Genomic DNA, 26,399 nt, shown 5'->3' with positions numbered 1-26,399 from the left:
TTTGAGGGGAAAAGAAAAAGGCCGACAAATCGTCGGCCTTTGCAGTTATATGGAATGTGACAATTAGAGATTGTCTACGCTTCTTTGGATGAAGTTAGTTAGTGCTTCACCATGAAGAAGGTTTTGTTGAAGCATCGCAAGGTCTGTAGCATTGCGAATCAAAGTACCTCTTTCGTCTCCTTCCGTATCTAGAATGCGGCTGGCAAGCGGGTGATTGGTGTTGACAATCAACTCGTAGGTTTCCGGCAAATCGCCCATAAACATTCCGCCTCCACCTGTGGCTTGCATTTCCTTCATTCTTCGCATGAATTCAGGAACGGTGATCGTAAGCGGAAGCTCGGAACTGTCCATGTTTTCTAGACGAACATTGAACTTCGCTTTGTTCACGTTCTCTTCCATGGCTGATTTCAAATCTTCCAACTGCTTCTCGCTAAGAACAGAAACATTGTTCTCTTCCTTTTCGATCAACTTGTCGATGGTATCCGCATCCACACGAGCAAACTTCAATTTTTCGTATGAAGATTCAAGTTTTTGAATGTAGTGCGAAGTGAGCGGGCTATCCAATACCACTACATCATACCCTTTCGCTTGCGCTTTGGCGATGAAGCCGTGTTGAGCTTCTGGGTTAGCTGTGTAAAGAATGACAGTTTCTCCATTCTTGTTCACTTGGTTTTCACCCACTTTTTCGATGTACTCATCAATGGTGAATTTCTCTTCTTTGGTGTTCACCATCAAAGCGAATTTCTTAGCACGGTCGAAGAATTTTTCTTCGCTGAGCATACCGTATTCGATAATCACCTTGATGTCGTTCCACTTCTGAGCAAAATCTTCTCGGTCGGCTTTAAAGAGCTCCTCGAGTTTATCTGCTACTTTTTTGGTGATGTGTGAACTGATCTTGCGAACGTTATGATCATTCTGGAGGTAAGAGCGGCTCACATTCAATGGAATGTCTTTGCTGTCAATAACCCCATGTAACAAAGTCAAGAAATCTGGAACAATTCCCTCCACATGGTCGGTTACGAAAACCTGACTTTGGTACAATTGGATCTTGTTCTTTTGAATTTCCATGTTCGGCTTGATACTAGGGAAGAAGAGCACCCCAGTAAGGTCGAATGGATAGTCCACATTCAAGTGGATGTGGAAGAGCGGCTGCTCAAAAGACATCGGATAGAGTTCGCGGTAGAACTGTGCGTAGTCTTCGTCTTTTAAATCGGCTGGTGATTTGGTCCAAGCGGGCTCCGTATTGTTTACAATGTGTGGAACGGTAACCTTGGTTTCTACAGCGTCATCGCCTTCACCTTCTTTTACCGTTTCCTCACGTGTTCCAAATTGAACCGGAACTTGCATGAACTTCGCGTACTTGTCGAGCAATTCGCCAATGCGAGATTCCTTCAAGAATTCTTCGCTGTCTTCAGCAATATTGAGGATGATTTCTGTTCCTCTCTCCGCCTTTTCAACGGTGTCAAGGGTGAATTCAGGATTTCCTTCACAGGTCCAGTGAACGGCTTCGTTGGCTTCCGCTTTGTAGCTGCGAGTGATGATTTCTACTTTGGAAGAAACCATGAATGCCGAATAGAATCCTAAACCGAAGTGACCGATGATGTCGGCTCCATCTAGTTTTCCCTCATATTTCTTTAGGAAGTCTTCTGCTCCTGAAAAGGCGAGTTGGTTGATGTACTGGTCTACTTCTTCAGCAGTCATACCCACACCTTTATCAATGATGCGCAACTGCTTGTTCTCTTCGTCAATCTCAATCTGAATGGTAAGGTCACCCAATTCTCCTTGGGCTTCTCCCATCCGGCTGAGTTGCTTCAATTTCGTAGTTGCATCTACAGCGTTTGAAATGAGTTCACGAAGAAATATCTCGTGATCGCTGTAGAGGAACTTCTTGATAATCGGGAAGATATTGTCCGCGGTGACGTTGATCTTGCCGGTGCTCATGGTATGTGTATTTAATTGTAAACAATATTTTTCCGACCTTGAATCGGCTGTTCGTCGATGAACAATCGATGTGCCACTACCCTAATACCCTCGGAATGCTGTCAGAATGTCGTCAGAGGCCTGACAGTGTCTGACAAATAGGAAAATGTTTTCTTTGTCCTTAAACCCAGACAATAAATACCATGAGTTATACATCTCGAATCACAGGAATGGGATATTACGTTCCTGAGAATGTGGTCACTAATAATGATCTGTCAAAAATGATGGACACAAGTGACGAATGGATACAGGAAAGAACCGGTATTGTGGAACGCCGATGGGTGGTTCCAGGTGACGGAAATACAACTTCCACCATGGGAGTAAAGGCCGCTAAAATGGCTATCGAAAATGCGGGAATTACAAAAGATGATATTGACTTCATCGTATTCGCAACTTTGAGTCCAGATTACTATTTCCCTGGACCGGGGGTGCAAGTTCAGCGTGACCTAGGTATTAAAGAAGTAGGCGCGCTTGATGTGAGAAATCAGTGTTCGGGTTTTGTATATGCTCTCAGTGTAGCGGATCAGTATGTAAAGTCGGGCATGTATAAGAACGTATTGGTTATTGGATCTGAACTACATAGTGGTGGTTTAGATAAGACCACACGTGGACGAGGTGTTACGGTGATTTTTGGTGATGGAGCAGGTGCTGCTATTGTAAGCCGATCGAATGATGAGAAGAGAGGGATTCTCAGTACCCATCTCCATAGTCAAGGTGAACACGCCGAGGAACTGGCCTTAATTGGTCCTGCTACCACACATTGGGTAGACAAGTTGATTGAGGAAAACGATCCTGAAAATACCTCGTACTATCCATACATGAATGGCAATTTTGTGTTCAAGCACGCGGTAACGCGCTTTGAAGAAGTGATTATGGAAGCGCTTGAGGCCAATTCACTTAAACCGGAAAATATCGATCTATTGGTTCCTCACCAGGCGAATCTTCGCATTAGTCAGTTTATTATGAAGAAGATGCAACTGGATCCATCGCGAGTGTATAACAACATTATGCGTTATGGAAATACAACGGCGGCTTCTATTCCAATAGCCTTTACGGAGGCCATCAACGAAGGAAAGGTAAAAGAGGGTGACCTCGTTTGTTTGGCAGCCTTTGGGTCTGGATTTACTTGGGCCTCTGCTTTGATGCGTTGGTAAGTATAAATAACTATAGAACATTCATCCCCAGCTATTAACGAGTTGGGGATTTTTTGTTAGAAGTGAATGAGCAGAATAAAGTCTCAAATCTAATCGCTTAACTTTGAGTGATTCACCCAAAAGGAACGTAGAAAGAATGACAGACAAATTGAGGTATATCGCGGTGTACTCATTGCCAGCACTTACGGCTTTGTCTTTTACTTCGGAAGGCGTTCTCACTCTCGTTCCCGTTTTGTACATCTTCTTGATGTTACCCATTTTGGAGCTCTTTCTCAAGCCAAATACACGTAACGATTCGAAGGAAGTTGCTGCGATTAAGGCCAAAGATGCTTGGTATGACTTCTTGTTAGTGTTGGCTGTTCCCGTTCAATACGGATTTGGTCTCTGGTTTCTCTTCGTGATGCGTGAACCCGCTTTAGAAACGACTACGCTCATTGGAAGAATTTCTGCTTATGGCTTGATGTGTGGAGTGTTTGGGATTAACGTCGCACATGAATTGGGACACCATCCCAATCGGTTTCATCAGTTTTTGAGCAAGGCACTCTTGCTCACATCACTGTACACACATTTCTACATTGAGCATAATCGTGGACATCATAGGAATGTGGCTACACACAACGATCCAAGTACGGCGCGCTTAAATGAACCTGTGTATTTCTTTTGGTTTCGGTCGAGTTTTCAATCGTGGGTAGGGGCGTGGAAATTGGAATTTAATCGCATGAAACGCAAGAAGCGGGCGCCTTGGTCACTTCACAACGAAATGGTTCGCTTCACACTCCTTCAACTGGGGTTTGTCGGCTTGATCTACTCTATTTTTGGTGGGTCAGCAACGCTCTACTACATCCTTTCTGCCGTGATTGGTTTCCTTTTGTTAGAAACGGTGAATTACATTGAGCATTACGGCTTGGTAAGAGAGAAGGTTTCTGAATTTAGATACGAGAATGCTGGCCCTGAACACAGCTGGAATTCCAGTCACCCATTGGGTAGAGTGATGTTGTTCGAATTGAGCCGTCACAGTGATCATCATTATCAACCTGCAAAAAAGTATCCCACCTTAAACCACTGGGATGGGGCTCCGCAAATGCCAACAGGATATCCCGGTATGATGATTCTCGCCTTGATTTCTCCACTGTGGTTTGCGGTGATGAACAAGCGTGTTGCGCATTATCGATTGCAATCCGACTTGAATAAAACCACAGGTATAGAGTTGAATTGAGCTATTCGAAGTGGTAGTTGAATTGAAGGAAGGAATCGATGACGTAATCGGGACCATTGGGATGTAGAAATCCTTTGGGGATGGAGAAGACCAATTGCATTTTGTTAAAACTTACGCCAACATTAAATCTAATATCTCCATACGAAGTACTTCCATAGCGCTCCATTGCATGGGCTACAAAAGGGACATATTGATAATATCCAACTCCCACATCGAGGAACGCAAGGTGTAGATAACCTCTTACATTGGGAATGAGAGAATGTGCCACGTCATTAGAAAGATAGTCGAGATTCCCTGAAAGGGTCACGCCCAAAATATTCCAGCGACTCTGATTGAAGCTGTAACGATAGTAGTATCCAATGCGGGCTCCAATATGGGTGTTGGAGAAATCCTCTTCTTGTGGGAAGATGTTGAGTCCGGTTACTAATCCGTGCTTGGTTGCCCAGTAATAGGGAAGTTGATTCGATGTAGATTCCGTTTGGGCAGATAGCCCAATAGACAGAATCCACGCTAGGAGAATGGTGATTCTTTTTAGCATGGTTTATTGTGTTTGGTATTTCAAATATAGAAATTCCTAAACACCTCTCTAATTTTGGTAATGAGTTCGAGTTATCTCTTACGTTGCATGACTTGCTCAATGACCCTTTCTTCAATTTCAAAAGGTCTACGGTGATTTAAGCCAAGAACGTGAACGGCATTCATCATGGAAGGCTTATCGCCGGGTTCGGGCACTCCTAGATCACGAGCGCTTTGAACCAGAACTTCCTGCGGAATCAATCCGATGAGTTCAGAGCCCAGAACTTTGATTCCGAGATCTTTGGCCTCTTTTTTAACGGCTGCAAATACTCGGCCTGGACTCGTTTTACGGGTATTCACGATGTTACAGCTCACTTGTGCGTTTCCGTATTCAGGAATGAGCCAACCAATTGCTTTTACCCCCGTGAGCAATCCAGGAACGCGTTCACGACTCCCATCGTTGTGGAAGATCGTTTTGCCCCTTTCACGAATGGTTTCAGCGATGCGTTGTGCAACATCGGTGTCGTCGGTGTCCAAATCGATGTTATAAGCCACGAGGAAATAGCGCGCTCCAATAACGGTTACACCGCTTCGTTTCCACATCGAGGTTGAGAAGGTGCCGAAATCAGGAGCCCAATCGGGATCAATCACTTTTTTGCTCAGGGCTTCGTATTCACCTGCTCTTAGGGTGGCTAGGTTCTTTCTACTCTCGCGTGTGGCGCTAGCTTCGTAGAACCAGCCTGGAATCCCCAATTCTTCACCTATACGATAGCCCAACTGATGGGCATATTCAGAGGTTTCTTCAAGAGAAATATTGCTCAATGGAACAAGGGGACAAACATCCACAGCAGCTTGTCGAGGATGCGTACCGCTTTGGGTCTGCATGTCGATGGTTCGCGCACAGATTTCATACATCCTGAAAGCCGCTTCAATGACGGCTAGAGGAGGTCCCACAAAGGTAAACACCGTGCGATTCGCTCCCTCTCCTGGATCGGTGTGAAGAAGATGCACGTCCTCCACCGATCGAATTGCCGATGCGATCTGTTCAATTACCATCGGGTTTCTGCCTTCGCTTATGTTAGGCACACATTCAATAAGTGGAGTTTTCATCGTGTTAATCTATGTTTCGCTTTGCTTTAATACCATCTGCCACTAGCGACGCAATGGTTTTACTGAGTTCAGGAAGAAGTCGGTCTTCTGCAAGTCCAGCTGAGCCTTCGCAAATGTGCAGGTAAACCGATTCGGGCCTGCTCGCTGCGAGGTGCACATAATGTCTGGCTTGTTCCAACGAGAACCCAGTAGGGGTAGATGCACTTACCGGAATTCTCGGAATGGCGTCAAGGTCGAGTTCAATACCAAAAGGACCTTCTGAAACGAAGTCAAGGGAGTCTACAACGGCTTGTTCAAAGGTTTGAATTCGTCGTACGGCAATGTCTTCAAAAGTGCTGTATCTCAAATCGGGATCGTGACGAAGTTCGTCGACCATAGAGCGAGAGTTGTATCCTTCATGAAGTCCAACAACGGCATAGCGATCCAATCCACCTTCTTCGTGTGCATAGCGGAAACCATTGCCGCTATGTCTACCTTCCATATTGCGGTAGTCCGCATGCGGGTCTAGGTTGATGCAACTCAACACGGAGTCGTGCACATCGCACCAAGACACCAAGTTTGGATAACTGTTATTGTGTCCACCGCCAATGATGATGGGGAAGATATCAGCCTTGTAAATCTGGGCAAGAATGGTTCGGAGACGATCGTCTACTTGCGAGGTAAGCTCGCGAAGTTTTGCAATCCCTTCTGGTGTGGAGGCATCAGCTTTATCCGCTTCATTCATTAGGTCGTCCACATCCAATGCACCGAGCAGAAGCATTTCTGCACCCGATAAGTAATAGTTGTCTTGCAGGTTGCAAATTCCTCGCAGGGCGGGCTCCCAGGTTTTGGAAGCGCCTGGCCGACCAAGATTGGCGCGCACGCCAATATCCTCAGGAACAAAGATCAAGGCAAATTTCACATTGCAATCGCGAAGCGCGTCTACAAGATCTCCTTCGTGGTCGAGTAGTGCAATGGTTTGTCCGATCTTGTGCTCTCCTTCTCGAATAGAGGTGTGGGATTCAACAAATGGACGATCAAATATGTGAAGCAAGTTTTGCATTATACCTGGAATACATCAAAGATGTCGGTAATCTTCTTGTGTTCGTTAGCGTTCATCACCAACACAGGAATACCGTTGTCGTTCGTAATTAAGTTTTGATCAAAGTTCTTTCCGAAGACGTTAAGGAATCCGGTCTCTTTGTGATTCACTACGGCGATCATATCTGCTGAAACGAGATCGGCATACTCCAAAATTTCTTTGTCGAAGCTGTTCTTTCCTTCCGCGTGAATAGTGGTGTAATGAATGTTGTGATCGTCTAAGTAACGATGTGCGAATTTCTCGTTGCGATAGGTGTTATTTCGGCTAAATTCATCGGTGTGGTGTGCCACAAATAGGTGAATCTTCGCATCAAAAAGTCGTGCCGATTGAAGCGCTAAACTCAAGATGTGTTTGTCTTCGCTGGCCAAGTCGACAGGAACAACAATGGTTTCGATTTTTGGTCGCGGTGGTTGCTCTTGCGTAATGAGGAAAGGAGCGCTTGCTGAGGTCACAATGCGAAGGGCATGCGATCCGAAGAGGTATTGAAGTCCTTTCAATCCAGAGGTACCCATCACCACCATATACACTTCAAGGAGTTCGGCAGCTTTTGCGATATCTTCAAAGAGATTCCCAGGAATAACAAAGGTTTTGATGGAAATATCCGTTTCGAACTGAGCGAGGAACTTTTCCATTTCACGCTCTCCTTTCTGCTTGTATTCTTCGTCGTCTACTACATGAAGAAGTACAACGCCACAGTTAAATGCTGGTGCTAAACCCAGTGCATAATTAACGGCATTCACGGAGATTTGAGAGAAGTCAACCGGGACTAATAAGCGATGATCCATTTTTTTCAAGGTTCGAGATGTGTGTATTTATTTCCATTAATTAGAACTCTGCTCAAGCTGTTCCTTCCGAAGTGATATGGAATATGCCCCAAACTATCCATGGGTTCTGAAACGAGCAAGTTCGCAGTTTTCCCCACCGCTATACTACCCAATTCGTCGTTCAACTCCAAGGCGTAGGCTGCATTGTGAGTGAGTGCTGCCAGTGCTTCTGTAGGTGTGAGTTTCATTTGAATACAGGCTAAACTCCAAACAAAGAGGAGGTTACCTGAAGGGGTGCTGCCAGGGTTGTAATCTGTAGCCAAAGCAAGAGGGAGGTTCGAATCTATGATTTTTCTAGCAGGAGTGTATGGTATTCCGAGGAAGAAGCTGCAGGAAGGAAGCGCAACTGGCATGCAATCGGAGTTTGCCAATGCTTTAAAATCACCTTCATCCATCACTTCCAAGTGATCCACAGAAATGGCCTTGTTTTCTACACAGGTTTGGATACCTCCAATGGCGTTAAACTGGTTGACGTGAACTTTGGGACGTAGTCCAGCGGCCATTCCAGCTTTGAGAATTCGATCGGTTTGTTCAACGGTGAAATATCCCTTTTCACAGAATACATCAATGTAGTCGGCCAAGCGTTCTTCCACTACTTTTGGAAGCATTTCATCAATAACCAAGTCTACATATCCATCGGGGTTTTCTTTGTACTCTGGTGGAATAGCATGTGCACCCAAAAAGGTGATTTTAACGGGAATTGGAGCTCTTCGCTTGATACGTTTAGCCACTCGAAGCATCTTCAATTCAGCTTCCGTTGAAAGTCCATAGCCACTCTTGATTTCAATGGCAGTGGTTCCGGTTTGAATCATTTCATGCAAGCGAGCCATGGCGTCATCGTACAATTGCTCCTCTGGCATTTCTGCCAATTTCGCAGCACTGTTTAATATTCCTCCACCTCTCGCTGCAATTTCCTCGTAGGTCAAACCGTGAATTCTATCTTCAAATTCACGTGCTCTCGGCTCTGCAAAGATCAGGTGGGTGTGTGAGTCCACAAGACCAGGCATTACCCATTGTCCTGTGCAATCGAGGTACTCTGTGGTTCCAGAAATGTCAGATCCGTGTAGATCCGTCATCGGCCCAAATCGAACAATTTTGCCGTCTTCAATTTCAAGAAAGGCGTCGTCTATGCTCGTCAAGTCGTTCATTGCCTTTCCCTTGAGGTAGGGAACAGGTTGATTCTCAACGTGGACGAGCTTTTTGATGTTTGTTAGGAGTCGTTTCATGGTACAACGAAGGTACGGAAAAGCGAGATGGAATGGGCAATCTGAAGGCGTCCAAAACAAGCCTGTGCGTCATCTCTTACAAACGGAGATGAGTACAGGTGAACGATTTGCATTTCCCGAGTTTCGCCCTTGTATGCGTGCATTTATCGCCTATTTTTGAGGGATGTCAGGAAATACTTTTGGAAAATTACTTCGACTCACCACCTTTGGTGAATCGCACGGAACTGCAATTGGCGGTATCCTTGAAGGATTCCCAGCTGGCGTTTCCATAGATACAGAGGCGGTTCAAAGGGCCTTGGATAGAAGAAAGCCCGGACAATCAGCCTTAACGACAGAAAGGAAGGAGAGTGACACTCTTCAAATTCTTTCCGGTGTGTTTGAAGGTGTGACCCTCGGAACTCCCATTGGGTTTATCATTCCCAACACCAATCAGAACAGCAAAGACTATTCTGCATTGAAGGATGTTTATCGTCCCTCCCATGCCGATTATACATGGGAAACCAAGTACGGCATGCGCGATCACCGAGGAGGTGGGCGGAGCAGTGCACGCGAGACTGCATCAAGAGTGGCGGGTGGTGCAATGGCTGCCCATTTGATACCCGACATTCGCGTGACCGCATTTGTACGCAGCGTTGGTCCCATCACTTTCCATACTCCTTATTCCGAATTGGATTTAACACAGATTGATTCCAATCCCATTCGTTGTCCCGATCCCAAAGCAGCGGCGGCCATGGAAGAGTATGTCTTAAAGTTGAAGGAGGATGGGGATTCCGCTGGAGGAATCATTGAATGTGTGATTACTGGTGTTCCTGCGGGGTGGGGTGAACCGGTGTTCGACAAGTTGCACGCAGCCTTGGGTTCGGCCATGTTGTCCATAAATGCCGTTAAGGGATTTGAATATGGATCGGGCTTTGCCGGAACAGAGCTGAAGGGCTCTGAACACAACGATTCCTTTATATCGGTTGGAAAAACGGCCACCAATCACTCCGGTGGAATTCAAGGTGGAATCTCCAATGGAGAAGATATCTATTTCCGTGTGGCATTCAAGCCCATCGCTTCCATAAAATCAAAGCAACAAACAGTAGATAAGAAAGGGGAGAAGGTTGAGCTTCAAATTGAAGGACGACACGATCCCACTGTACTACCCCGTGCCATTCCCATTGTTGAAGCTATGGCTCAACTGACTTTGGCCGACTTTATGCTACGCGCTAAAGTGAATCAAATCTAATCTCGATTGATGAAAAAATTACCCCTTCATATTCAGATTGTTATTGCCCTTATTCTAGGGATTGCTTGGGCTGTCGCGTCCAGCTTGTTCGGTTGGACTTCCTTCACTATGGATTGGATTAAGCCCTTTGGAGATATCTTTATAAAGGTGCTTAAAATGATCGCGGTTCCACTGGTTTTATTCAGTGTGATTACCGGAATAAACAGCCTTGGTGGCGGTGCTGCTCTGGGTCGTTTGGGAGCGAAAACGCTGGGCTTTTATTTGGTAACCACAGTGTTTGCCATTACCGTGGGATTGTTTCTCGTGAACACCATTCGCCCAGGAGATTGGGTGGGAAAGGACAACCAGATTGTCAACCGCATGAAGTATGAACTTTGGGCGGAAGAGAACCATGTGGTGATTAAGGACGATCAACACTTTCTAACCGATCCATCCTATGGCGATTACTTAGACAGCGCTCAAGTAGCTTTGCAATCGGAAGTGTCGACTATTTCTACGGATGAGAAACTTCAAAGTGCATTTGAAGCGGCTCAACAGCAAAAGGACAAAGGCCCATTGGATTTTCTGACGAGTATGGTTCCCGACAATCTCTTCGGAGCCTTAGTTGAACCAGAAATGCTGCAGGTTATTTTCTTTGCCATATTGTTTGGATTGGTGATGATTTCACTGCCAAAGGATAAGACAACCACCATGTATGGCTTTGTAGATAGCGCGAATGAGATCTTTATCAAAATGGTGGATTTGGTCATGAAGTTCGCACCGTTCTTCGTTTTCTGCTTGATGGCGGGAGCCATGGCAAAGCTGGCTGGAGATGACCTAGGAGCCATGCTCAATACTTTCAAAGCGCTTGGTATTTATAGCCTTACCGTGGTTGTCGGTTTGATTTTCATGGCATTTGTGATTTATCCATGTGTCATTGCGTATCGAATCCAGAAGGTGAGTAATATGAGTTTTGGCAAGTCGTACACCTACTTCATGAAGGGAATTCGACCAGCACAATTGCTTGCCTTTTCAACCAGTTCATCTGCTGCTACATTACCGGTTACCATTGAATGTGTGAACGACAATATTGGAGTTGAGGAGGAAATATCAAGTTTCGTTCTGCCTATTGGCGCGACCGTAAATATGGATGGAACCAGCTTGTATCAAGCCGTAGCAGTGGTTTTCCTCGCGCAGTTCCACATGATAGATTTGGATTTTGCCCAGCAGATGACTATTGTATTAACAGCCACGCTCGCTTCCATTGGTAGTGCAGCGGTTCCCAGCGCTGGATTGATTATGCTGATTCTCGTTCTCACCTCTGTTGGATTAAATCCAGCTTGGATTGCTATCATCTTCCCAATCGACCGTATTTTAGATATGTGTAGGACGGTGGTGAATGTGACAGGTGATGCAACCGTTTCAACTTTAGTGGCTCAAACAGAAAACAAACTTTCTATCGTTGATAGAGAGGAATAACTTCAAAATACCCATTGTATGAAAAAGATATTGAGATTCTTCTTCATCTTAATCCTCCTCCTCCTAGCGGCAGTTTTCTTGCTTCCTATCATCTTTAAGGATCAAATTTTTGATATGGTGAATGAGGAGAGTAATAATCACATCAAGGGTGAAGTGGTTATTGAAGATATGAGTCTCAGTCTTTTTAGCGATTTCCCGAATTTAACGCTAGGCCTAGATGGTTTAGATGTGATCGGAGAGGGAGATTTTGCGGACATGTCATTGGTGAAGGCCGGGAATATTTCGGTTGAAATCGATCTGTTTTCAGCCATTTCAGGAACACAATTGGAAATAGAAAGCATCGTGATTTCTGATGCTGATTTGTACGTGCTGATTCTACCAGATGGAACGGCGAACTATGATATCGCAAGAGAATCTACTGATTCAACTGCTGTTGAAGAAGAGTCAGGAGAAGCTTCGGCCGCCTATTCTCTTTCCCTTAAAGAATTCCGCCTTGACCATGTGAACTTGGTTTACGATGATCGCCAGGGCGATATGTATGCAAAAATTGACGATTTGAATCACCGCTTGTCAGGCGACTTCTCTGAAGATGTGGTGGACATGACCACACGCACAACCATTGAAAGTTTGGATGTTGCCATGGGTAGTGCATCTTACTTGCGTCAGACAAAAGTTGAAGCCAATGTGAACATGAACTTCGTCACTGAGTCGGGCGTGCTAACATTGGAAGACAATTCTGTTGTATTAAATGGACTTACGCTTAATGCAGAGGGCAGTGTAAAGATGGGAGATCAAATGGATCTCGATTTGAAGTTCAATGCCCCAAGTACTTCGTTCGCCGAGGTTCTCTCACTGATTCCAGAAATCTTCTACCGCGATTTTGAAGACATTCAGACCAGCGGGACTTTTGCGCTTAATGGCTTTGTGAAAGGTACACTCGACGAAAGTGACGTCCTTCCTGCACTTGGTTTAAACTTATCCGTAGCCAATGCTAGCTTTAAGTATCCCGACTTACCAGCGGGTGCAGAAAAACTGAATGTGGAAGTCCACATCTCTAAGCCTGTAGGCACGGCCGATGCCACCGTGATTGACATTCCAAAGATGAGCGGCCTATTGGCGAATCAGCCTGTGGATGCCCGTTTACACTTGGAACACCCGATATCCGATCCTGAAATTGACATGTATGTTTTGGCCGATTTGGATTTGGTGAAAGTGGAGCAAATGGTTCCGCAAGAAGATTTGACCTACCGTGGCCGAGTAGTAACCGATCTGGCTGTTAAAGGCAAGATGTCGGATTTCGAAAAACAGAATTTATCGGCGGTTGAAGTCGGTGGAAATGTGGCGCTTTCGAAGTTTTCAGCTACCACTTCTTCATTCGGCCTACCGGTTGAAATCGATACGGTTTCCATGGCATGGGAGCCTGAATTGGTTCGCATTCCTGTAATGTCTGGTAAGATGGGTAAGAGCGACTTCAACGGTTCGGGTACTTTGGATAACATTATGAGCTATGTTCTCACCGATACCACTTTGCGTGGACGCTTTAGAGTGAATAGCACGTTGTTGGATTTGAACGAACTTGCCGCCGCAGCGCCAGCTTCAGAGGCTCCGGTGGCGGATTCAGCCTCCTCGGAACCGATGGAAGTGGTTCGAATTCCGACCAATATAGATATGGATATTCGCGCTGAGGTTGCAGAGATTCTATACGACGATATGGTGTTACACGAAACACGGGGTCAATTGACCGTGGTTGAGGGTGTTGCTTCCTTGATTGGTTTCAAGATGGAAACACTGGGAGGCGAAATTGCCATGGATGGTACCTACGATTCTCGTCCTCTTCAACCTGAAGTTCTCTTCGGAATGAATTTGAAGGAACTGAACGTAGCTGAAGCAGCAAGCACCATCAGCATGCTGAAAACCTATGCTCCAATTCTCGAGAAAGCCACGGGTAACTTATCTACTTCATTTGATATGAATGCGTTCTTGGGATCGGACATGACACCGGATCTTTCCACGGTTAGCGCGTCTGGTATTCTCAAGACCATTGGCTTAAAGGTTGAGCCGGATGTGATGCAAAAAATCGCATCTAAACTCAACAATGACGAGTATGGAAGAATTTTACTAGGCAACAGCAATATCTCTTTCCAAGTGGAGAACGGTCGGTTGAGCGTACAGCCATTTGATGTCAAGATTGGAGGTCAATCGGCTACCATCTCGGGTTCAAACGGATTAGACCAATCATTGAATTACACCATTGACACGAAGTTGCCGATCAATTCTATCAAAGTTCCTCAAGAAGTAGCGGCTTTGGGAATTACGGGAGATATAGACGTGCAGTTGGAAATTGGAGGAACCGTTACAAGTCCGACCATCTCCACCAATTTTGGCAGCATCACACAAGGCATTCAGAATCAGGTTCAGCAAATCATTCAGAGCTCCATTGATTCCGCAAAAGGTGCGGCCATCGACCGAGTGAATGAAGAAGCTGAAAAGATCATGGCTGCAGCAAGAGAGCAAGCTCAGAAAGTAAAAGATGAAGCTAAGCGTCAAGCCGATAGAATTCGTTCAGAAGCGCGAAATACAGCACAACAGATAAAGGATGAAGCCAAGCGTCAGGGAGATAAACTCATTGAAGAAGCAGGCGGAAACCCACTCAAGAAAGCTGCGGCTGAAACGGCTGCTAGGAGATTAAATAGCGAAGCAGAGACTCGAGCGAATCAATTGATTCAAGAGGCTGATGCTCGTGCGAAGAAATTAGAAGATGAAGCTCAACAGCGCGCAGATCGCATTATTGCGGAAGCTGAAGCCAGAGCGAAAATTGACAATTGATGCCCACTTTGTATAAGTGCTTTGTAGCACTCTTCTTTAGTATTGGAATTTCCACTGCAAGTGTTCAAGCCCAACAATTACCTCCAGTAGAGTTAGGAGAGTGTGAGGGGTATGGCATTGATGGGGACCAACAGATTCAGAAAACACTGCGTGCCATTCGCAATGAGGATCTTGCGTTGGCTGAGATTTACGCCAAGAATATTCTGGAGGCCGATGCAAAGAATCCACACGGACTTTACTTGATGGGGGAGATCGCACTACGCAAGCGAAATCCACGTGCCACCGAGGCCTTCTTTATACAGTGTCTGGATGTTTGTCCAGATTACAAAGCCGAGCTCCAATATATCATTGGTTTGTTTTTGATCAATTCTGACCAAGCCGAAAGAAAGCGTAAAGGTCAGGAATGGTTAGAGCTATATCTCGAGAATCCTATGCGACATGGTGGCTACGATGATGAAGCGGAGGACTTGTTGGAGAAATCGCGAATTGTAGAGCGACTGATTGCCAACCCCGTTCCATTTGACCCACATGTAGTGCGGGGAGTGAGCACTCGAGCCGATGAGTATTTGGCGATCATTTCTCCCGATGGAGAATTGTGCTTTTACACCCGTAGACAAATGAAGAAGCCTCGTTTGGGAGGGCCAGGCGATCGTGCTCAGCTGGTTGAAGAATTCACCCTATCCACCAATACGGGGAATGGATTTGATGCAGGAGAAGTTCTTCCAGAGCCTTTCAACTCCAACGTCAATGAAGGAGCACCAACCATTACGGCCAACAACCGCTTGCTCGTATTCGCATCTTGCAAAATGGAAGGCGATTATCAGAATTGCGACTTGTACTACACCGTGAAGTCGGGCGATTCTTGGAGCCCCATACGCAGTTTGGGCGATAACGTGAATTCACCAACGTCTTGGGAGAGTCAGCCTAGTTTATCCGCCAACGGTGACCGTCTGTATTTCGCTTCCAATCGGGAAGGAGGACAAGGTGGTTTGGATATCTATGTCACCAGACGACGTCCTGATGGCACATGGACCGATCCAAAGAACCTTGGACCAACCATCAATACTGCTGGAAACGAGAAATCACCTTTCATTCATTCCGATTCTCGAACGCTATACTTTGCGAGTGATGGTCATCCGGGTATGGGGGGCTATGATATTTTCTACGCCCATCAAGGCGATGACTTGGAGTACCACGAGCCTGTGAATATCGGTTATCCCATCAATAAGGAATCTGATCAACTAGGACTCTTTGTGAACTTAGCGGGTACAACGGCCTACTTCAACAGCAATGAGTTACGAGGTCCAGGGGGATGGGACTTGTACAGTTTTGAATTGCATCAAGCAGCAAGACCCGAAGAAGTGGTCTTGGTTCGAGGAACTTTGAAGAATGAATACGATGAGCCCGTTACCGATGCGGATATCACGGTTAAAAACTTGGCCACCCAAGAAGAGCAGAGAATTGACGTCGACAACTTGACCGGAGAATATGCTGCTGTAGTAAAGGCCGATGAACCGACCATCGTAAAAGTTGAAATGCAGGGAGCGGCCTTCAGTGCGAGAGTCATCAACAGCGAAACACCTAATGAATCTGGCGTAGTAGAAGCTGATTTAGAAGCTTCTGAGCTTCGTATTGGCCGTGAATACCGATTGAATAACATCAATTTTGCTACGAACTCGTATGAGCTCGACAATGATGCAATGTTAATTATAGAAGAATTCGGTCTTTTCTTGGAAGAGAACCCTGGTGTAAAAGTGGATATTCAGGGACATACTGACAACGTAGGAGAGGGGGGAGACAACCTTCAGCTTTCCAAAGATCGCGCTCGAGTGGTGTATGAATATTTGATTGATTGGGGTATTTCACCAAGTAGAATGACCAACCATGGATTTGGTGAAACCAGGCCGGTGGAATCCAATGCAACTCCTGAAGGAAGAGCCAAGAACCGTAGAACAATCTTTGTGATTACTGGATTGTAAGCGGTTAAATCTCACCTAAGAGCTTGACAACTGATCGATTAAAGAAAAACTTCGCTTCCGTTTCGTCTACAAATTCATAGTTCTTCTTGGAGACTTGTATTCCCCAGAAGTAGAAATGTATTGATACGATATAGCGCTGTCCATTGACAGATGCCAATAGAATCCCTAGTTTGCCATTGAGGCGTTTGTCTAGGATTCGGTAACCACGTGAAGATGTATGTGCCATAAATAAAAAAGCCGCTACAAAGTAGCGGCCTTTTTATTAGGAGGATGTAAATACTACATTCTCTTTTCCTTAATACGTGCAGCCTTACCTGTACGCTCACGCTGATAGAAGATACGTGCACGACGTACTTTACCACGCTTGTTGATTTCGATCTTCTCGATGCTTGGGTTGTTGATTGGGAAGATACGCTCTACACCAATGCTACCCGACATCTTACGGATTGTGAAAGTCTCAGTTGCTCCTTCACCACGACGTTGCAATACAACACCACGGAAGAACTGAGTACGAGTTTTCTCGCCCTCCTTAATTTGATAATAAACCGTGATTGTATCACCGGCGTTAAAATCGGGAAGGTCATTTCTTTCGATGAACTTCTCCTGAACGTAAGAAATTAGATCCATCTTACTGATTGTTAATGGTTTCATCGTGAGTTAACATACACAGCTCTTGCCAGAGGTTAACTCTCCGTAAACGTTCCTTTGGAAATATACCTCTGAAACGGGGTGCAAACTTACGAGGTTTTTTATAAAAATCTACGCTAACTGCCTCATTTTTTGTCGTCCAGCAAGTCAGGTCTACGGTTGAGTGTACGCTGATAAGCTTGCTCATGACGCCAGTCGTCAATCTTTTGAAAATGACCGCTTAACAAAACATCTGGAACTTTCCAGCCTCGAAACTCAGCTGGACGAGTATAAACGGGTGGGGCTAGCAAATTGTCTTGGAAGGAATCCGTCAATGCGGAAGTCTCATCGTTTAGAACGCCCGGAAGGAGTCGGATGATCGCATCGGAGACAACAGCCGCGGCTAGTTCGCCACCACTCAGCACGAAATCTCCAATCGACAATTCCATTGTGATTAAATGATCACGAACGCGTTGATCAACTCCTTTGTAGTGTCCGGCGAGAATGATGAGGTTCTCTTGCAGAGAGAGTTGGTTTGCATGACTTTGGTTAAACGTTTCTCCATCAGGAGTCATGTAAATAACCTGGTCATATTTGCGCTCTGATTGCAATTTTTCGATGCATTCAAAGATGGGCTCAACCATCATTACCATTCCAGCTCCACCGCCGAATTGGTAATCGTCTATCTGATTGTGCTTACCCTGGCCGTATTCCTTTAGGTTGTGTAAATGAACCTCCACGAGACCCTTGTCTTGGGCTCGCTTTAGAATAGAAGCTTCAAACGGACTTCTCAGTAACTCGGGTAGAACCGTGATAATATCTATTCTCATTTATTTCAATCCGATTTCGCGTAGGCGTTCATCCAAGTATTCACCTGCTGTAGTATCCTCAAAACCTTTTGGATTTTCTTCTGTGATACAAGAATCGAGACAAGTAAGATCCATTTCTGCTACTGGGTGAAGGAAGAAAGGAATGCTAAAACGCGATTTTCCCCACTTTTCTTTAGGTGGATTCACAACTCTATGGGTCGTAGAACGAAGAACGTTATTGGTCAATCGCTGAAGCATATCGCCAACATTCACCACAATGGCATCTTCGGCTACATTTACAGCGAGCCATTTTCCCTCTTTGGTCTTCACTTCCAATCCTTCCGCAGAAGCACCCATCAATAGTGTGATGAGGTTGATGTCTTCATGTTCGGCGGCGCGAACAGCATCTTTCGGTTCTTCAGTAATAGGAGGGTAGTGAATTGCGCGTAGGATGCTGTTTCCATCGTGAATCTTGGCGTCGAAGTAGTGTTCGTCTAACTTCAAGTACAAGGCAATGGCCTGCAAGAGTTTTGAACCTGCTGCTTCCAAAGTTTTGTACGCCGTCATTGCCGTTGGATTGAACTGTGGAAGTTCAGATACATTCACATTTAGAGGATAATCATCCCCTTCATGTGGATCACTCTTCATGTTCTGTCCGAATTGGAAGAATTCTTTTAGGTCACCCGCATTGTGGCCTTTGGCGTGTTCTTTTCCGAAAGGAGTGTAGCCACGCTGACCCGCCAATCCGTCTACGTGATACTTCAATTTGATATTTTCGTCGAGCGCGAAGAATTGCTCCACTTGCTCGTATAGATTTTCACGGAGTTCTTGGGTCAAACCGTGATTGGTAACAGTCACAAATCCAATTTCTTCATAGGCCGTTCCCAACTCGCGAATGAAGCGATTTTTACGAACGGAATCACCGGAAGTGAATTCAGATAGATCTACAGTTGGAATACTTGTCAGTGGCATATTCGATGCGGTTTAGAGGCAAAGGTACAAAGGTTATAGGTGGTGTGGGCCACCTGCAAAGTAGTTGTTCTTATGCGAAGATGGGAATTGTTGATAATCTTCACAATTGATTTGGGAATTTGTGTAGATGTGAACGTCTCCTCATTACATTTGGTGTTTCAATCTTACGATGACCCATGAAAAGTGAAGCAGCAGGCTTACCAGAGCAGCCATCGCTAACGAACGAGCAATATATAGATCTCTATAAAGCGATGATCATCCCTCGATTGATCGAGGACAAGATGTTAATTTTACTACGACAAGGACGAATCTCAAAGTGGTTCTCAGGGTACGGACAAGAGGCCGTTTCCGTAGGCACATCCCTCGCCATGAATGAGGATGAGTTCATCTGTACCATGCACAGAAATCTAGGTGTATTTACATCTAGAAAGGTTCCTTTGAACAAGCTCTTTGCCCAATTCCAAGGAAAGTTAGAGGGATTCACAAAGGGAAGAGACCGTTCGTTCCACTTCGGTTCCAAAGAACACAAAATAGTGGGCATGATCAGCCACCTAGGTCCTCAATTAGGCCTTGCAGATGGTTTGGCATTGGGTCACTTGATCGATGGAGATCAGAAAGTGGCCATGGTGTATACCGGCGACGGTGGAGCATCTGAAGGTGACTTCCACGAGGCTTTGAATGTGGCTTCCGTTTGGGGCTTACCTGTCATTTTTGTTATTGAGAACAATCAGTGGGGCTTGAGTACACCAAGTAGAGAGCAATTCAATTTCGATTCATTCACTGTGAAAGGTCCTGCCTATGGCATGGAAGCCTATTCTGTGGATGGAAACGACATTATTGAGGTGTACCGCACCACCAGAGCTCTTACCGATAGTATGCGTTCCAATCCTCGTCCAGTAATTCTTGAATGCAAGACCTTCCGTATTCGCGGTCACGAAGAAGCTTCAGGAACCAAATATTATCCAGAGGGATTGATAGAAGAGTGGACCACTAAAGATCCACTGAAGCGCTTTGAAGCCTTTTTGATCGAGAACAATATCACGAATGAAAAGGAAATGCAGTCCATGCAAGCGGAAGTGAAGAAACACATCGCCGATGAATTGGACGTAGCTGATTCTTATCCGGTTATTCAGTTTGATGAAGAACGGGAGTTCCGTGACTTATTTGCGCCATTTGACAATGAAGAGGTTCATCCATCTTCAGATAAGGTGGAAGAATTGCGAATGATTGATGCTATTCACAGCGGGTTAACCCAAGCGATGGAAGCACATCCAGAATTGGTTTTGATGGGCCAAGACATTGCTGATTATGGTGGTGTATTTAAGGCTACCGATGGATTGATGCAGAAATTTGGAAAAGCTCGAGTTCGAAATACTCCTCTGTGTGAGGCAGCGATCTTAGGAACGGGATTGGGGCTTTCTATCGTCGGTAAGAAATCCATGGTAGAAATGCAGTTCGCCGATTTCGTCACCGAAGGTTTTACGCAGATCGTGAATAACCTCGCTAAGATTCATTGGAGATGGGGGCAAAACGCTGACGTAGTGGTTCGCATGCCTACCGGAGCAGGCGTTGCTGCCGGACCTTTCCATTCGCAGAGCAATGAAGCGTGGTTCACCCATACGCCTGGCTTGAAAGTCGTCTATCCATCGAATCCAGCGGATGCTAAGGGCTTGTTGCTCCAAGCTTTCCGCGATCCTAATCCTGTCATGTTCTTTGAACACAAAGGGTTGTACAGAAGTGAAACAGGAGAAGTTCCAACCGAATACTACACGGTTCCATTTGGACGTGCATCCATTGTTAAAGCTGGATCAGCAGCCACATTGGTGACCTATGGAATGGGAGTGCATAAGTCCATGGACATTGTACGTGAACTCGACGCTGATGTAGAAGTTATCGACCTTCGAACCCTTGTGCCATGGGATTATGAAACCATTGCCACCAGTGTGCGTAAAACAGGTCGATTGATACTCGTTTCAGAAGACGTGCGCAGTGGAGGATTCATCAATGATATCTCTGCTCGAGTGGGAGAGGAGTTATTTACTCATCTGGATGCTCCTATCGTACATGTAACCTCTTTAGATACTCCAATTCCATTTGCCTCTCCATTGGAAGGTGGATTCCTTCCATGGAATCGATTAAAGGAGAAGTTGGAAATGTTACTTGAATACTAGGCCAATTTACGTAAACCAGTGATGTACAATTGGTTTGTATATTTGCAGCGAGAGACAAGTATTATTTAAGAGAGAAAGTATGGCAAAAAAGGATATCACTCCGCTGCAATTAGTGAACAAGATTCGAGAGAATCAGAACAACAACAAATCGTTAAAGTCACTTTTTGCTTCACAATTTCTAGGGAAAATGAGCCCTGACGAATTGAATGGTCTTAAAAAGAGCATCGATAAGATCATGGATAAACAGAAACAGCAAGAGGTAGATACTCATATTGAATATCTTAAGAGCCTCGGCTATAAAGTTTCGAAATAGTATTATTTTCTAGGTGAGAAAATGTCCCGCTCTACAGCGGGACATTTTTTTTGGTCTCTTGTTGCAGGAATAAAAAGGAACTCTATATTTGCACCCGCAATAACGCGAAAGCGTTGTTACATCTCGGGTGATTAGCTCAGTTGGTTCAGAGCATCTGCCTTACAAGCAGAGGGTCGGGGGTTCGAATCCCTCATCACCCACCAAGAGAAAGCCTCGCTACAGCGAGGCTTTTTTTATGCGGTTACGCCGAGCTTGCTCGCAGCGTAACAAGCATGAAAAAAGCCGTAGTGAGCGGAGCGAACAGGCTTTCGAATGGTGGAGGTCTCCACACGGGATCACCGACCGCAGGGAGGTGAATCCCTCCCGAAAGAATCTTTGCCCGCACGTCAAGCTTACTTGTAAGTGTTAGGGAATAAAAAAAGCCTTACCGAGCGGAGCGAGGTGGCTATTATTGTTGTGGCGCCCTCTCATAGGATGCCGCGAGGCACGAGCGGAATCCCTTCTCCAGTTGAATAGTTGATGAATGCATTGCTCATTGCACGATACAGGATGAGCATAGGAAGAGCCGTACTATGCATCATCCCATTCACGCACTATTTTAAAATCACTACACGGTAGAAGGATTGGGAGTAAGAATGTCAGCAGATCATCTTACAGGTTCGGTTGAGCTACTTCTCGGGGCTGGAATCATTATGTGAACGAAGGGGAGAGTTGGGTGAAGTAAAAGATTAGAGGGGCATTGCATCAGTGACAGTAGGGTAAAGGCTAGAATCGAAATTATGGCTGACGGGTTCCCCAGGGGCCGCTCCCGCTAGCCCCGCTTTCAAGTTCTGTATTTTCTCTGAGGGGAGTCGTTATATAAACGTTTACAATCGTCTAAAGAGATAAGGCGGACCGCTTCTTAAGATTCTAGGATCTTTAACTCAATTCTAATTGCTTCATATCCTGTAGATTGCTGCCTTGCGATTCTGACGATGGAAATATTTTCTAAAAAACTCCCTGCAAACCGCGGTATTATTAAGAATAGCGTTCTATATTTGCAGCCCGCAAGCGCAAAACGCAACGCGGATTTTATCGGGTGATTAGCTCAGTTGGTTCAGAGCATCTGCCTTACAAGCAGAGGGTCGGGGGTTCGAATCCCTCATCACCCACCAAGAGAAAGCCTCGCTACAGCGAGGCTTTTTTTATTCCCGCACGTCAAGCTTGCTTGTAAGTGTAGGGAATAAAAAAAGCGGGCCGAACGGAGAGAGGAGGCTTACTATTGGTGAAGATCACTCGCAAGGATGCCGCGAGGCACGAGCGGAATCCCATCTCCAGTTGAATAGCAGATGAAAGCCTTGCTTGTTGCATGAAGCAGCAAGGGCAGAGCCGTATCAAGTCGAGCGAGTAGGCTTTCGAATGGTGGTGAAGGTCACCGCACTAGGAGACCACGAGGTACGAGCGGAATCCCACTCTCGAAGCCCTTGAGATAAAATCCAACCTCTATCATTCACCTCCATATCTATCTCATCTTCAAAGAGGTGGAGTTAATTCTGATATACTGCACGTGCATAATTAATGTGTTGCTTATAAGGTTGAAAATCAAAATAATGCATTTATGTAAAAATTTATATATTGCCACCCAAACCAAATAAACCTAAATTATGAACCTCTCCAAAACGTGGGCGAATCTGCCCAATGCGTTGTCGGTATATCGCATACTGGCATTTCCCGTCTTACTGTATTGCATCTATGCCAAGTTAGAGTCGCCGTTCGTTGGGCTCATTGTTGCCAATCTGATCAGTGACATCTTAGATGGTTTTATCGCGAGACGATTCAACCTCGAAACAGAACTAGGAGCTCGATTGGACTCCATGGCAGATAATGGAACTTATATCGCTGCTATTCTCGGACTCTTCACTTTTAAATGGGAGGCCTTAGAACCTCATTTAGCGAGCTTTCTCTTGTTCATCGGGATGTTTCTTTCCACAGTGGTGTTCGCTCTTATCAAGTTTAAGCGACTTCCAAGTTTGCATTTGTATTCCATGAAAATTGGAGGCTACATTCAGGGTGGATTTTTTTTCGTGACTTTCGTCTTCGATTTCTACGAAAGCTATTACTATTTCATGCTGATATGGGGTTTAATGGCTTTTACTGAACACCTTTTAGTGCAAGCGGTTCTTCCGGAAATGAGATCCAATGCCAAGGGCCTATATTGGGTTCTTAAAAAGTAAGAGTCATGCAAATATTTCTTACGATTCTTGGCGTGCTTTCCGCGGTAGGCGGAGGCATGACGGCTCTCGCTGTGCGGTTAAATCCACTTGAGCGATGGAACAAGTGGTTGAAGTATGCCGTGTATCTCCTCTTCGTTTTTGGATTGTTCTTCTGGCTGGATATGCCTAGAACATCTCGAATGATTGCCTTTGGGGGTGTTTCACTCATCGGACTGATTGAGTTTGTTCGTGCCATTCGACTAAAAGCTAGCGTTCGTGAATACCTATGGCCCATCGCAGCTTATATCTTCTTACTAGTAGGTTTTGTGAGGGCTGCTGGTCTTTCTCATCAAATCCTAGGTCCCGTTCTTATGGCCGTGATTGTATTTGACAGTTTTTCACAACTCACAGGACAACTGGTAGGACGTTCAAAGCTGATTCCTAGTATTAGTCCAGGTAAAACCACGGAAGGGTTTATAGGAGGGTGGATAGCTGTATTGATCGTGGCTATTTTCGAGTACATGAACCACTTGAGCATTGCCACTGGATTGGCTACAGAGCTTGTATTGTCAAGTGTTTTAGCAGTCTTGGCATTTGTGGGAGATATCCTCGCCTCGGTGATAAAGCGCAAGCTTGGCCTAAAAGACTATAGTCATTGGATACCCGGACATGGTGGCGTGAATGATCGCTTTGACAGCTTGATCTTCACCCTTGCAATTGTGGCTTATGCCACTTTACTAACCCAATAATCTTTGCCATATGAAATCCAAGATAAACCTAGATAGAGTTCCGTTCGTTCAGAATATCGAACGGGAGAATTTGTCGCTGTTCACTTCGCTCGATTCGGAATTGAGTTTTATTACCAGAGAGAAGGTGAAAGGAAGATTGTCTGTTTCAGATTCACTCGACTTGAATGTGATTCGCGAACGGATTGCGTTTCTGACGTCCAATACGGCATTCACGGATGGATTTACAACGGGGAGTGAGCAAAACCTCGACCATTCATTGCTGAAGGGAAACATCGAGAATTTTATTGGAATGACACAAGTGCCTACAGGAGTAATGGGACCTGTAAAAGTACGAGGTAGTCACGCAAATGGCGAGTTCTTTGTCCCACTTGCAACAAGTGAAGGTGCTTTAGTGGCCTCTTACCACAGAGGTGCCAAAGCCTGTTATGAAGCGGGTGGAGTACGATCCATCTGCGTTAGTCAAGGTGTTCAGCGAAGTCCGATGTTTCTGTTTGAATCTGTGATCTCGGCCTCCAAATTTGTTCAGTGGGTAGCAGAAAATGAGAATCACTTTGTTGAGATCACCCAAACGAAGAGTCGCTTTGCCCAATTGAAAGGGGTTTCTGTGAATATGGAGGGGAATGCGGTGACTTTGTTGCTGAACTTCTATACGGGAGATGCGGCTGGACAAAATATGGTGACGATATGCACGGATGCCATCTGTACCTTCATCATTCAAAATTCACTACTGACACCTACAAGGTGGTACGTGGAAGGGAATTTATCAGGAGATAAAAAGGCGACTTCTCGTGCGTTGCAAGGAGTGAGGGGGAAGAAGGTCGTTACAGAAATAGACATTCCGAAAGAAGTTGTGTCATCCGTTCTCAAATCTACGCCCGAGAACATTGCCCGATATTGGCATCACAGCACGATGAATGTCATTCAATCTGGAGCCATTGGATCTCAGGGACATTATGCCAATGGATTGGCCGCTATTTTTCTAGCTACGGGACAAGATGTCGCTTGTGTTTCTGAGGCTTCCATAGGGATTACGAGAATGAGCGTAAATGAAGAGGGTGGACTTTACGTCTCTGTCACTTTACCCAACCTGATTGTGGGTACAGTAGGAGGGGGGACTTCACTTCCTACTCAAAAGGAGTGCCTGGAAATGATGGGGTGCTTTGGTCTTGGTAAAGCGGTAAAGTTTGCTGAAATCTGTGGAGCAGTAGTGCTATGTGGTGAAATTTCCATTGCGGCCGCACTAGCTGAAGGGCATTTCACCAGTGCTCATCAAAAATTGGGTCGAAAATGAATGTGCTCGTATTATTGGGAATGTCGGTTGCCTTTTTAAGCTTATTTGCCATTTCTGAATGGCTATATGTTAAGGGAAAAGTGGCTGTCGAAATCACGAGGAAAATTAGCCATATCGGAACGGGAATTCTAACGCTCGTCTTTCCAGTCGTATTGACCAATCATTGGGAGGTGTTGATTTTATGTAGTTCATTTTTGATACTCTTGGTATTGAGTATTCGCTTTGAATTCTTGAAGGGAATCAACAATGTTGAAAGGACCACGTATGGAAGTGTTCTCTATCCCGTAGCGGTTTACCTCGTATATCTGGTGTACGCAGAAACTGGGAATCTTGGACATTTTTATGCACCGATTCTCATTCTCGCTATTTGTGATCCTGTGGCGGCACTGGTGGGAAGAAGGTGGCCTTTAATTCCGTTTTCAGTGGCTGGTGAAACGAAGACGGTTGCGGGTAGTGTTGCCTTCAGCCTGTCGGCCTTTTTTATTACCGGAATCATTTGGATGATGGAAAGTGAACCTCTGTCGGTTCAATCCATTTTCACAGTATTGGCTATTGCATTGATTTCAGCACTTACAGAAGCGGTGTCGCGGAAGGGATGGGACAACTTGTCTATTCCGCTCTCCGTTCTGTTGGTGATTTGGATGGGATCATAAATGAAAACGGCCACTATGTAGTGG

At 45.3% G+C, this 26,399-nt stretch carries 22 protein-coding genes and 2 tRNA genes; 14 read left to right on the top strand and 10 right to left on the bottom strand.

Annotated elements, in window-relative coordinates; translation table 11 throughout:
- Positions 1-63: 63 nt before the first annotated feature.
- Positions 64-1,941 (bottom strand): molecular chaperone HtpG, encoded by a 1,878-nt coding sequence (htpG, locus tag F8C82_RS06515; protein WP_151692738.1) that lies wholly within the window; start codon positions 1,939-1,941, stop codon positions 64-66.
- Between the two features lie 182 nt (positions 1,942-2,123).
- Here htpG and F8C82_RS06510 point away from each other — a divergent pair, with 182 nt between their 5' ends.
- Positions 2,124-3,134: a 3-oxoacyl-ACP synthase III family protein gene (locus tag F8C82_RS06510; RefSeq protein WP_151692737.1), complete on the top strand. Its 1,011-nt coding sequence runs from the start codon at positions 2,124-2,126 to the stop codon at positions 3,132-3,134.
- A 136-nt stretch (positions 3,135-3,270) separates the two neighbouring features.
- A complete protein-coding gene (locus F8C82_RS06505; RefSeq protein WP_151692736.1) occupies positions 3,271-4,350 on the top strand; it encodes an alkane 1-monooxygenase in 1,080 nt (359 codons plus the stop codon).
- Between the two features lies 1 nt (position 4,351).
- On the opposite strand, the gene F8C82_RS06500 is transcribed toward F8C82_RS06505, so the two are convergent.
- The 5 genes from F8C82_RS06500 to hutI form a co-directional block, all read right to left on the bottom strand.
- Positions 4,352-4,888, bottom strand: coding sequence for a hypothetical protein (locus F8C82_RS06500; protein ID WP_151692735.1), 537 nt, complete (start codon positions 4,886-4,888; stop codon positions 4,352-4,354).
- A gap of 71 nt (positions 4,889-4,959) precedes the next feature.
- The gene (gene ftcD / locus F8C82_RS06495; protein WP_151692734.1) at positions 4,960-5,976 is read right to left on the bottom strand and encodes a glutamate formimidoyltransferase; all 1,017 of its coding nucleotides are present in this window, start codon (positions 5,974-5,976) and stop codon (positions 4,960-4,962) included.
- 4 nt (positions 5,977-5,980) lie between these two features.
- The gene (locus F8C82_RS06490) at positions 5,981-7,009 is read right to left on the bottom strand and encodes a formimidoylglutamase (protein ID WP_170266175.1); all 1,029 of its coding nucleotides are present in this window, start codon (positions 7,007-7,009) and stop codon (positions 5,981-5,983) included.
- An 8-nt stretch (positions 7,010-7,017) separates the two neighbouring features.
- Positions 7,018-7,842, bottom strand: a complete 825-nt coding sequence (locus F8C82_RS06485; protein WP_151692732.1) for a universal stress protein — start codon at positions 7,840-7,842, stop codon at positions 7,018-7,020.
- Between the two features lie 5 nt (positions 7,843-7,847).
- Positions 7,848-9,107, bottom strand: coding sequence for an imidazolonepropionase (gene hutI, locus F8C82_RS06480; protein ID WP_151692731.1), 1,260 nt, complete (start codon positions 9,105-9,107; stop codon positions 7,848-7,850).
- 163 nt (positions 9,108-9,270) lie between these two features.
- Here hutI and aroC point away from each other — a divergent pair, with 163 nt between their 5' ends.
- Genes aroC through F8C82_RS06460 form a run of 4 tightly spaced genes read left to right on the top strand, consistent with a single transcriptional unit; the run spans position 9,271 to position 16,598 of the window.
- Complete coding sequence (aroC, locus tag F8C82_RS06475) at positions 9,271-10,335, top strand: chorismate synthase (protein WP_151692730.1); 1,065 nt, start codon at positions 9,271-9,273, stop codon at positions 10,333-10,335.
- Positions 10,336-10,344: 9 nt separating this feature from the next.
- Entirely contained in the window at positions 10,345-11,793 is a 1,449-nt protein-coding gene (locus tag F8C82_RS06470) for a dicarboxylate/amino acid:cation symporter (RefSeq protein WP_151692729.1), read from the top strand.
- Positions 11,794-11,811: 18 nt separating this feature from the next.
- A complete protein-coding gene (locus F8C82_RS06465) occupies positions 11,812-14,619 on the top strand; it encodes an AsmA-like C-terminal region-containing protein (protein ID WP_151692728.1) in 2,808 nt (935 codons plus the stop codon).
- Complete coding sequence (locus F8C82_RS06460) at positions 14,619-16,598, top strand: OmpA family protein (protein ID WP_151692727.1); 1,980 nt, start codon at positions 14,619-14,621, stop codon at positions 16,596-16,598. Before F8C82_RS06465 ends, F8C82_RS06460 begins: the two co-directional genes overlap by 1 nt.
- Before the next feature lie 4 nt (positions 16,599-16,602).
- On the opposite strand, the gene F8C82_RS06455 is transcribed toward F8C82_RS06460, so the two are convergent.
- From F8C82_RS06455 to F8C82_RS06440, 4 genes are all read right to left on the bottom strand, one after another.
- The gene (locus F8C82_RS06455; protein ID WP_151692726.1) at positions 16,603-16,824 is read right to left on the bottom strand and encodes a hypothetical protein; all 222 of its coding nucleotides are present in this window, start codon (positions 16,822-16,824) and stop codon (positions 16,603-16,605) included.
- Positions 16,825-16,877: 53 nt separating this feature from the next.
- Positions 16,878-17,225 (bottom strand): 50S ribosomal protein L19, encoded by a 348-nt coding sequence (rplS, locus tag F8C82_RS06450; protein ID WP_151692725.1) that lies wholly within the window; start codon positions 17,223-17,225, stop codon positions 16,878-16,880.
- A 146-nt stretch (positions 17,226-17,371) separates the two neighbouring features.
- The gene (trmD, locus tag F8C82_RS06445) at positions 17,372-18,055 is read right to left on the bottom strand and encodes a tRNA (guanosine(37)-N1)-methyltransferase TrmD (RefSeq protein ID WP_151692724.1); all 684 of its coding nucleotides are present in this window, start codon (positions 18,053-18,055) and stop codon (positions 17,372-17,374) included.
- A complete protein-coding gene (locus tag F8C82_RS06440) occupies positions 18,056-19,006 on the bottom strand; it encodes an isopenicillin N synthase family dioxygenase (protein ID WP_151692723.1) in 951 nt (316 codons plus the stop codon).
- A 176-nt stretch (positions 19,007-19,182) separates the two neighbouring features.
- On the opposite strand from F8C82_RS06440, the gene F8C82_RS06435 reads away from it, so the two are divergent.
- The 8 genes from F8C82_RS06435 (at position 19,183) to F8C82_RS06400 (ending at position 26,375) form a co-directional block, all read left to right on the top strand.
- Positions 19,183-21,177, top strand: coding sequence for an alpha-ketoacid dehydrogenase subunit alpha/beta (locus F8C82_RS06435; protein WP_151692722.1), 1,995 nt, complete (start codon positions 19,183-19,185; stop codon positions 21,175-21,177).
- 79 nt (positions 21,178-21,256) lie between these two features.
- Entirely contained in the window at positions 21,257-21,490 is a 234-nt protein-coding gene (locus F8C82_RS06430; RefSeq protein ID WP_151692721.1) for a hypothetical protein, read from the top strand.
- Between the two features lie 125 nt (positions 21,491-21,615).
- A tRNA-Val gene (locus F8C82_RS06425) sits at positions 21,616-21,693 on the top strand.
- A gap of 873 nt (positions 21,694-22,566) precedes the next feature.
- Positions 22,567-22,644, top strand: a tRNA-Val gene (locus F8C82_RS06420).
- A 489-nt stretch (positions 22,645-23,133) separates the two neighbouring features.
- Complete coding sequence (locus F8C82_RS06415) at positions 23,134-23,703, top strand: CDP-alcohol phosphatidyltransferase family protein (RefSeq protein WP_151692720.1); 570 nt, start codon at positions 23,134-23,136, stop codon at positions 23,701-23,703.
- A gap of 5 nt (positions 23,704-23,708) precedes the next feature.
- Positions 23,709-24,431 (top strand): phosphatidate cytidylyltransferase, encoded by a 723-nt coding sequence (locus F8C82_RS06410; RefSeq protein WP_151692719.1) that lies wholly within the window; start codon positions 23,709-23,711, stop codon positions 24,429-24,431.
- Between the two features lie 10 nt (positions 24,432-24,441).
- Complete coding sequence (locus F8C82_RS06405; RefSeq protein WP_151692718.1) at positions 24,442-25,722, top strand: hydroxymethylglutaryl-CoA reductase; 1,281 nt, start codon at positions 24,442-24,444, stop codon at positions 25,720-25,722.
- Complete coding sequence (locus tag F8C82_RS06400; RefSeq protein WP_151692717.1) at positions 25,719-26,375, top strand: diacylglycerol/polyprenol kinase family protein; 657 nt, start codon at positions 25,719-25,721, stop codon at positions 26,373-26,375. The genes F8C82_RS06405 and F8C82_RS06400 overlap by 4 nt, the downstream gene beginning before the upstream one ends.
- Positions 26,376-26,399 lie beyond the last annotated feature (24 nt).

It is taken from the genome of Phaeocystidibacter marisrubri (genome assembly GCF_008933165.1).
GTDB lineage: Bacteria > Bacteroidota > Bacteroidia > Flavobacteriales > Schleiferiaceae > Phaeocystidibacter > Phaeocystidibacter marisrubri.
Note: the sequence above shows the minus strand (reverse complement) of the source record. Positions and strands in the feature narration are given on the sequence as shown.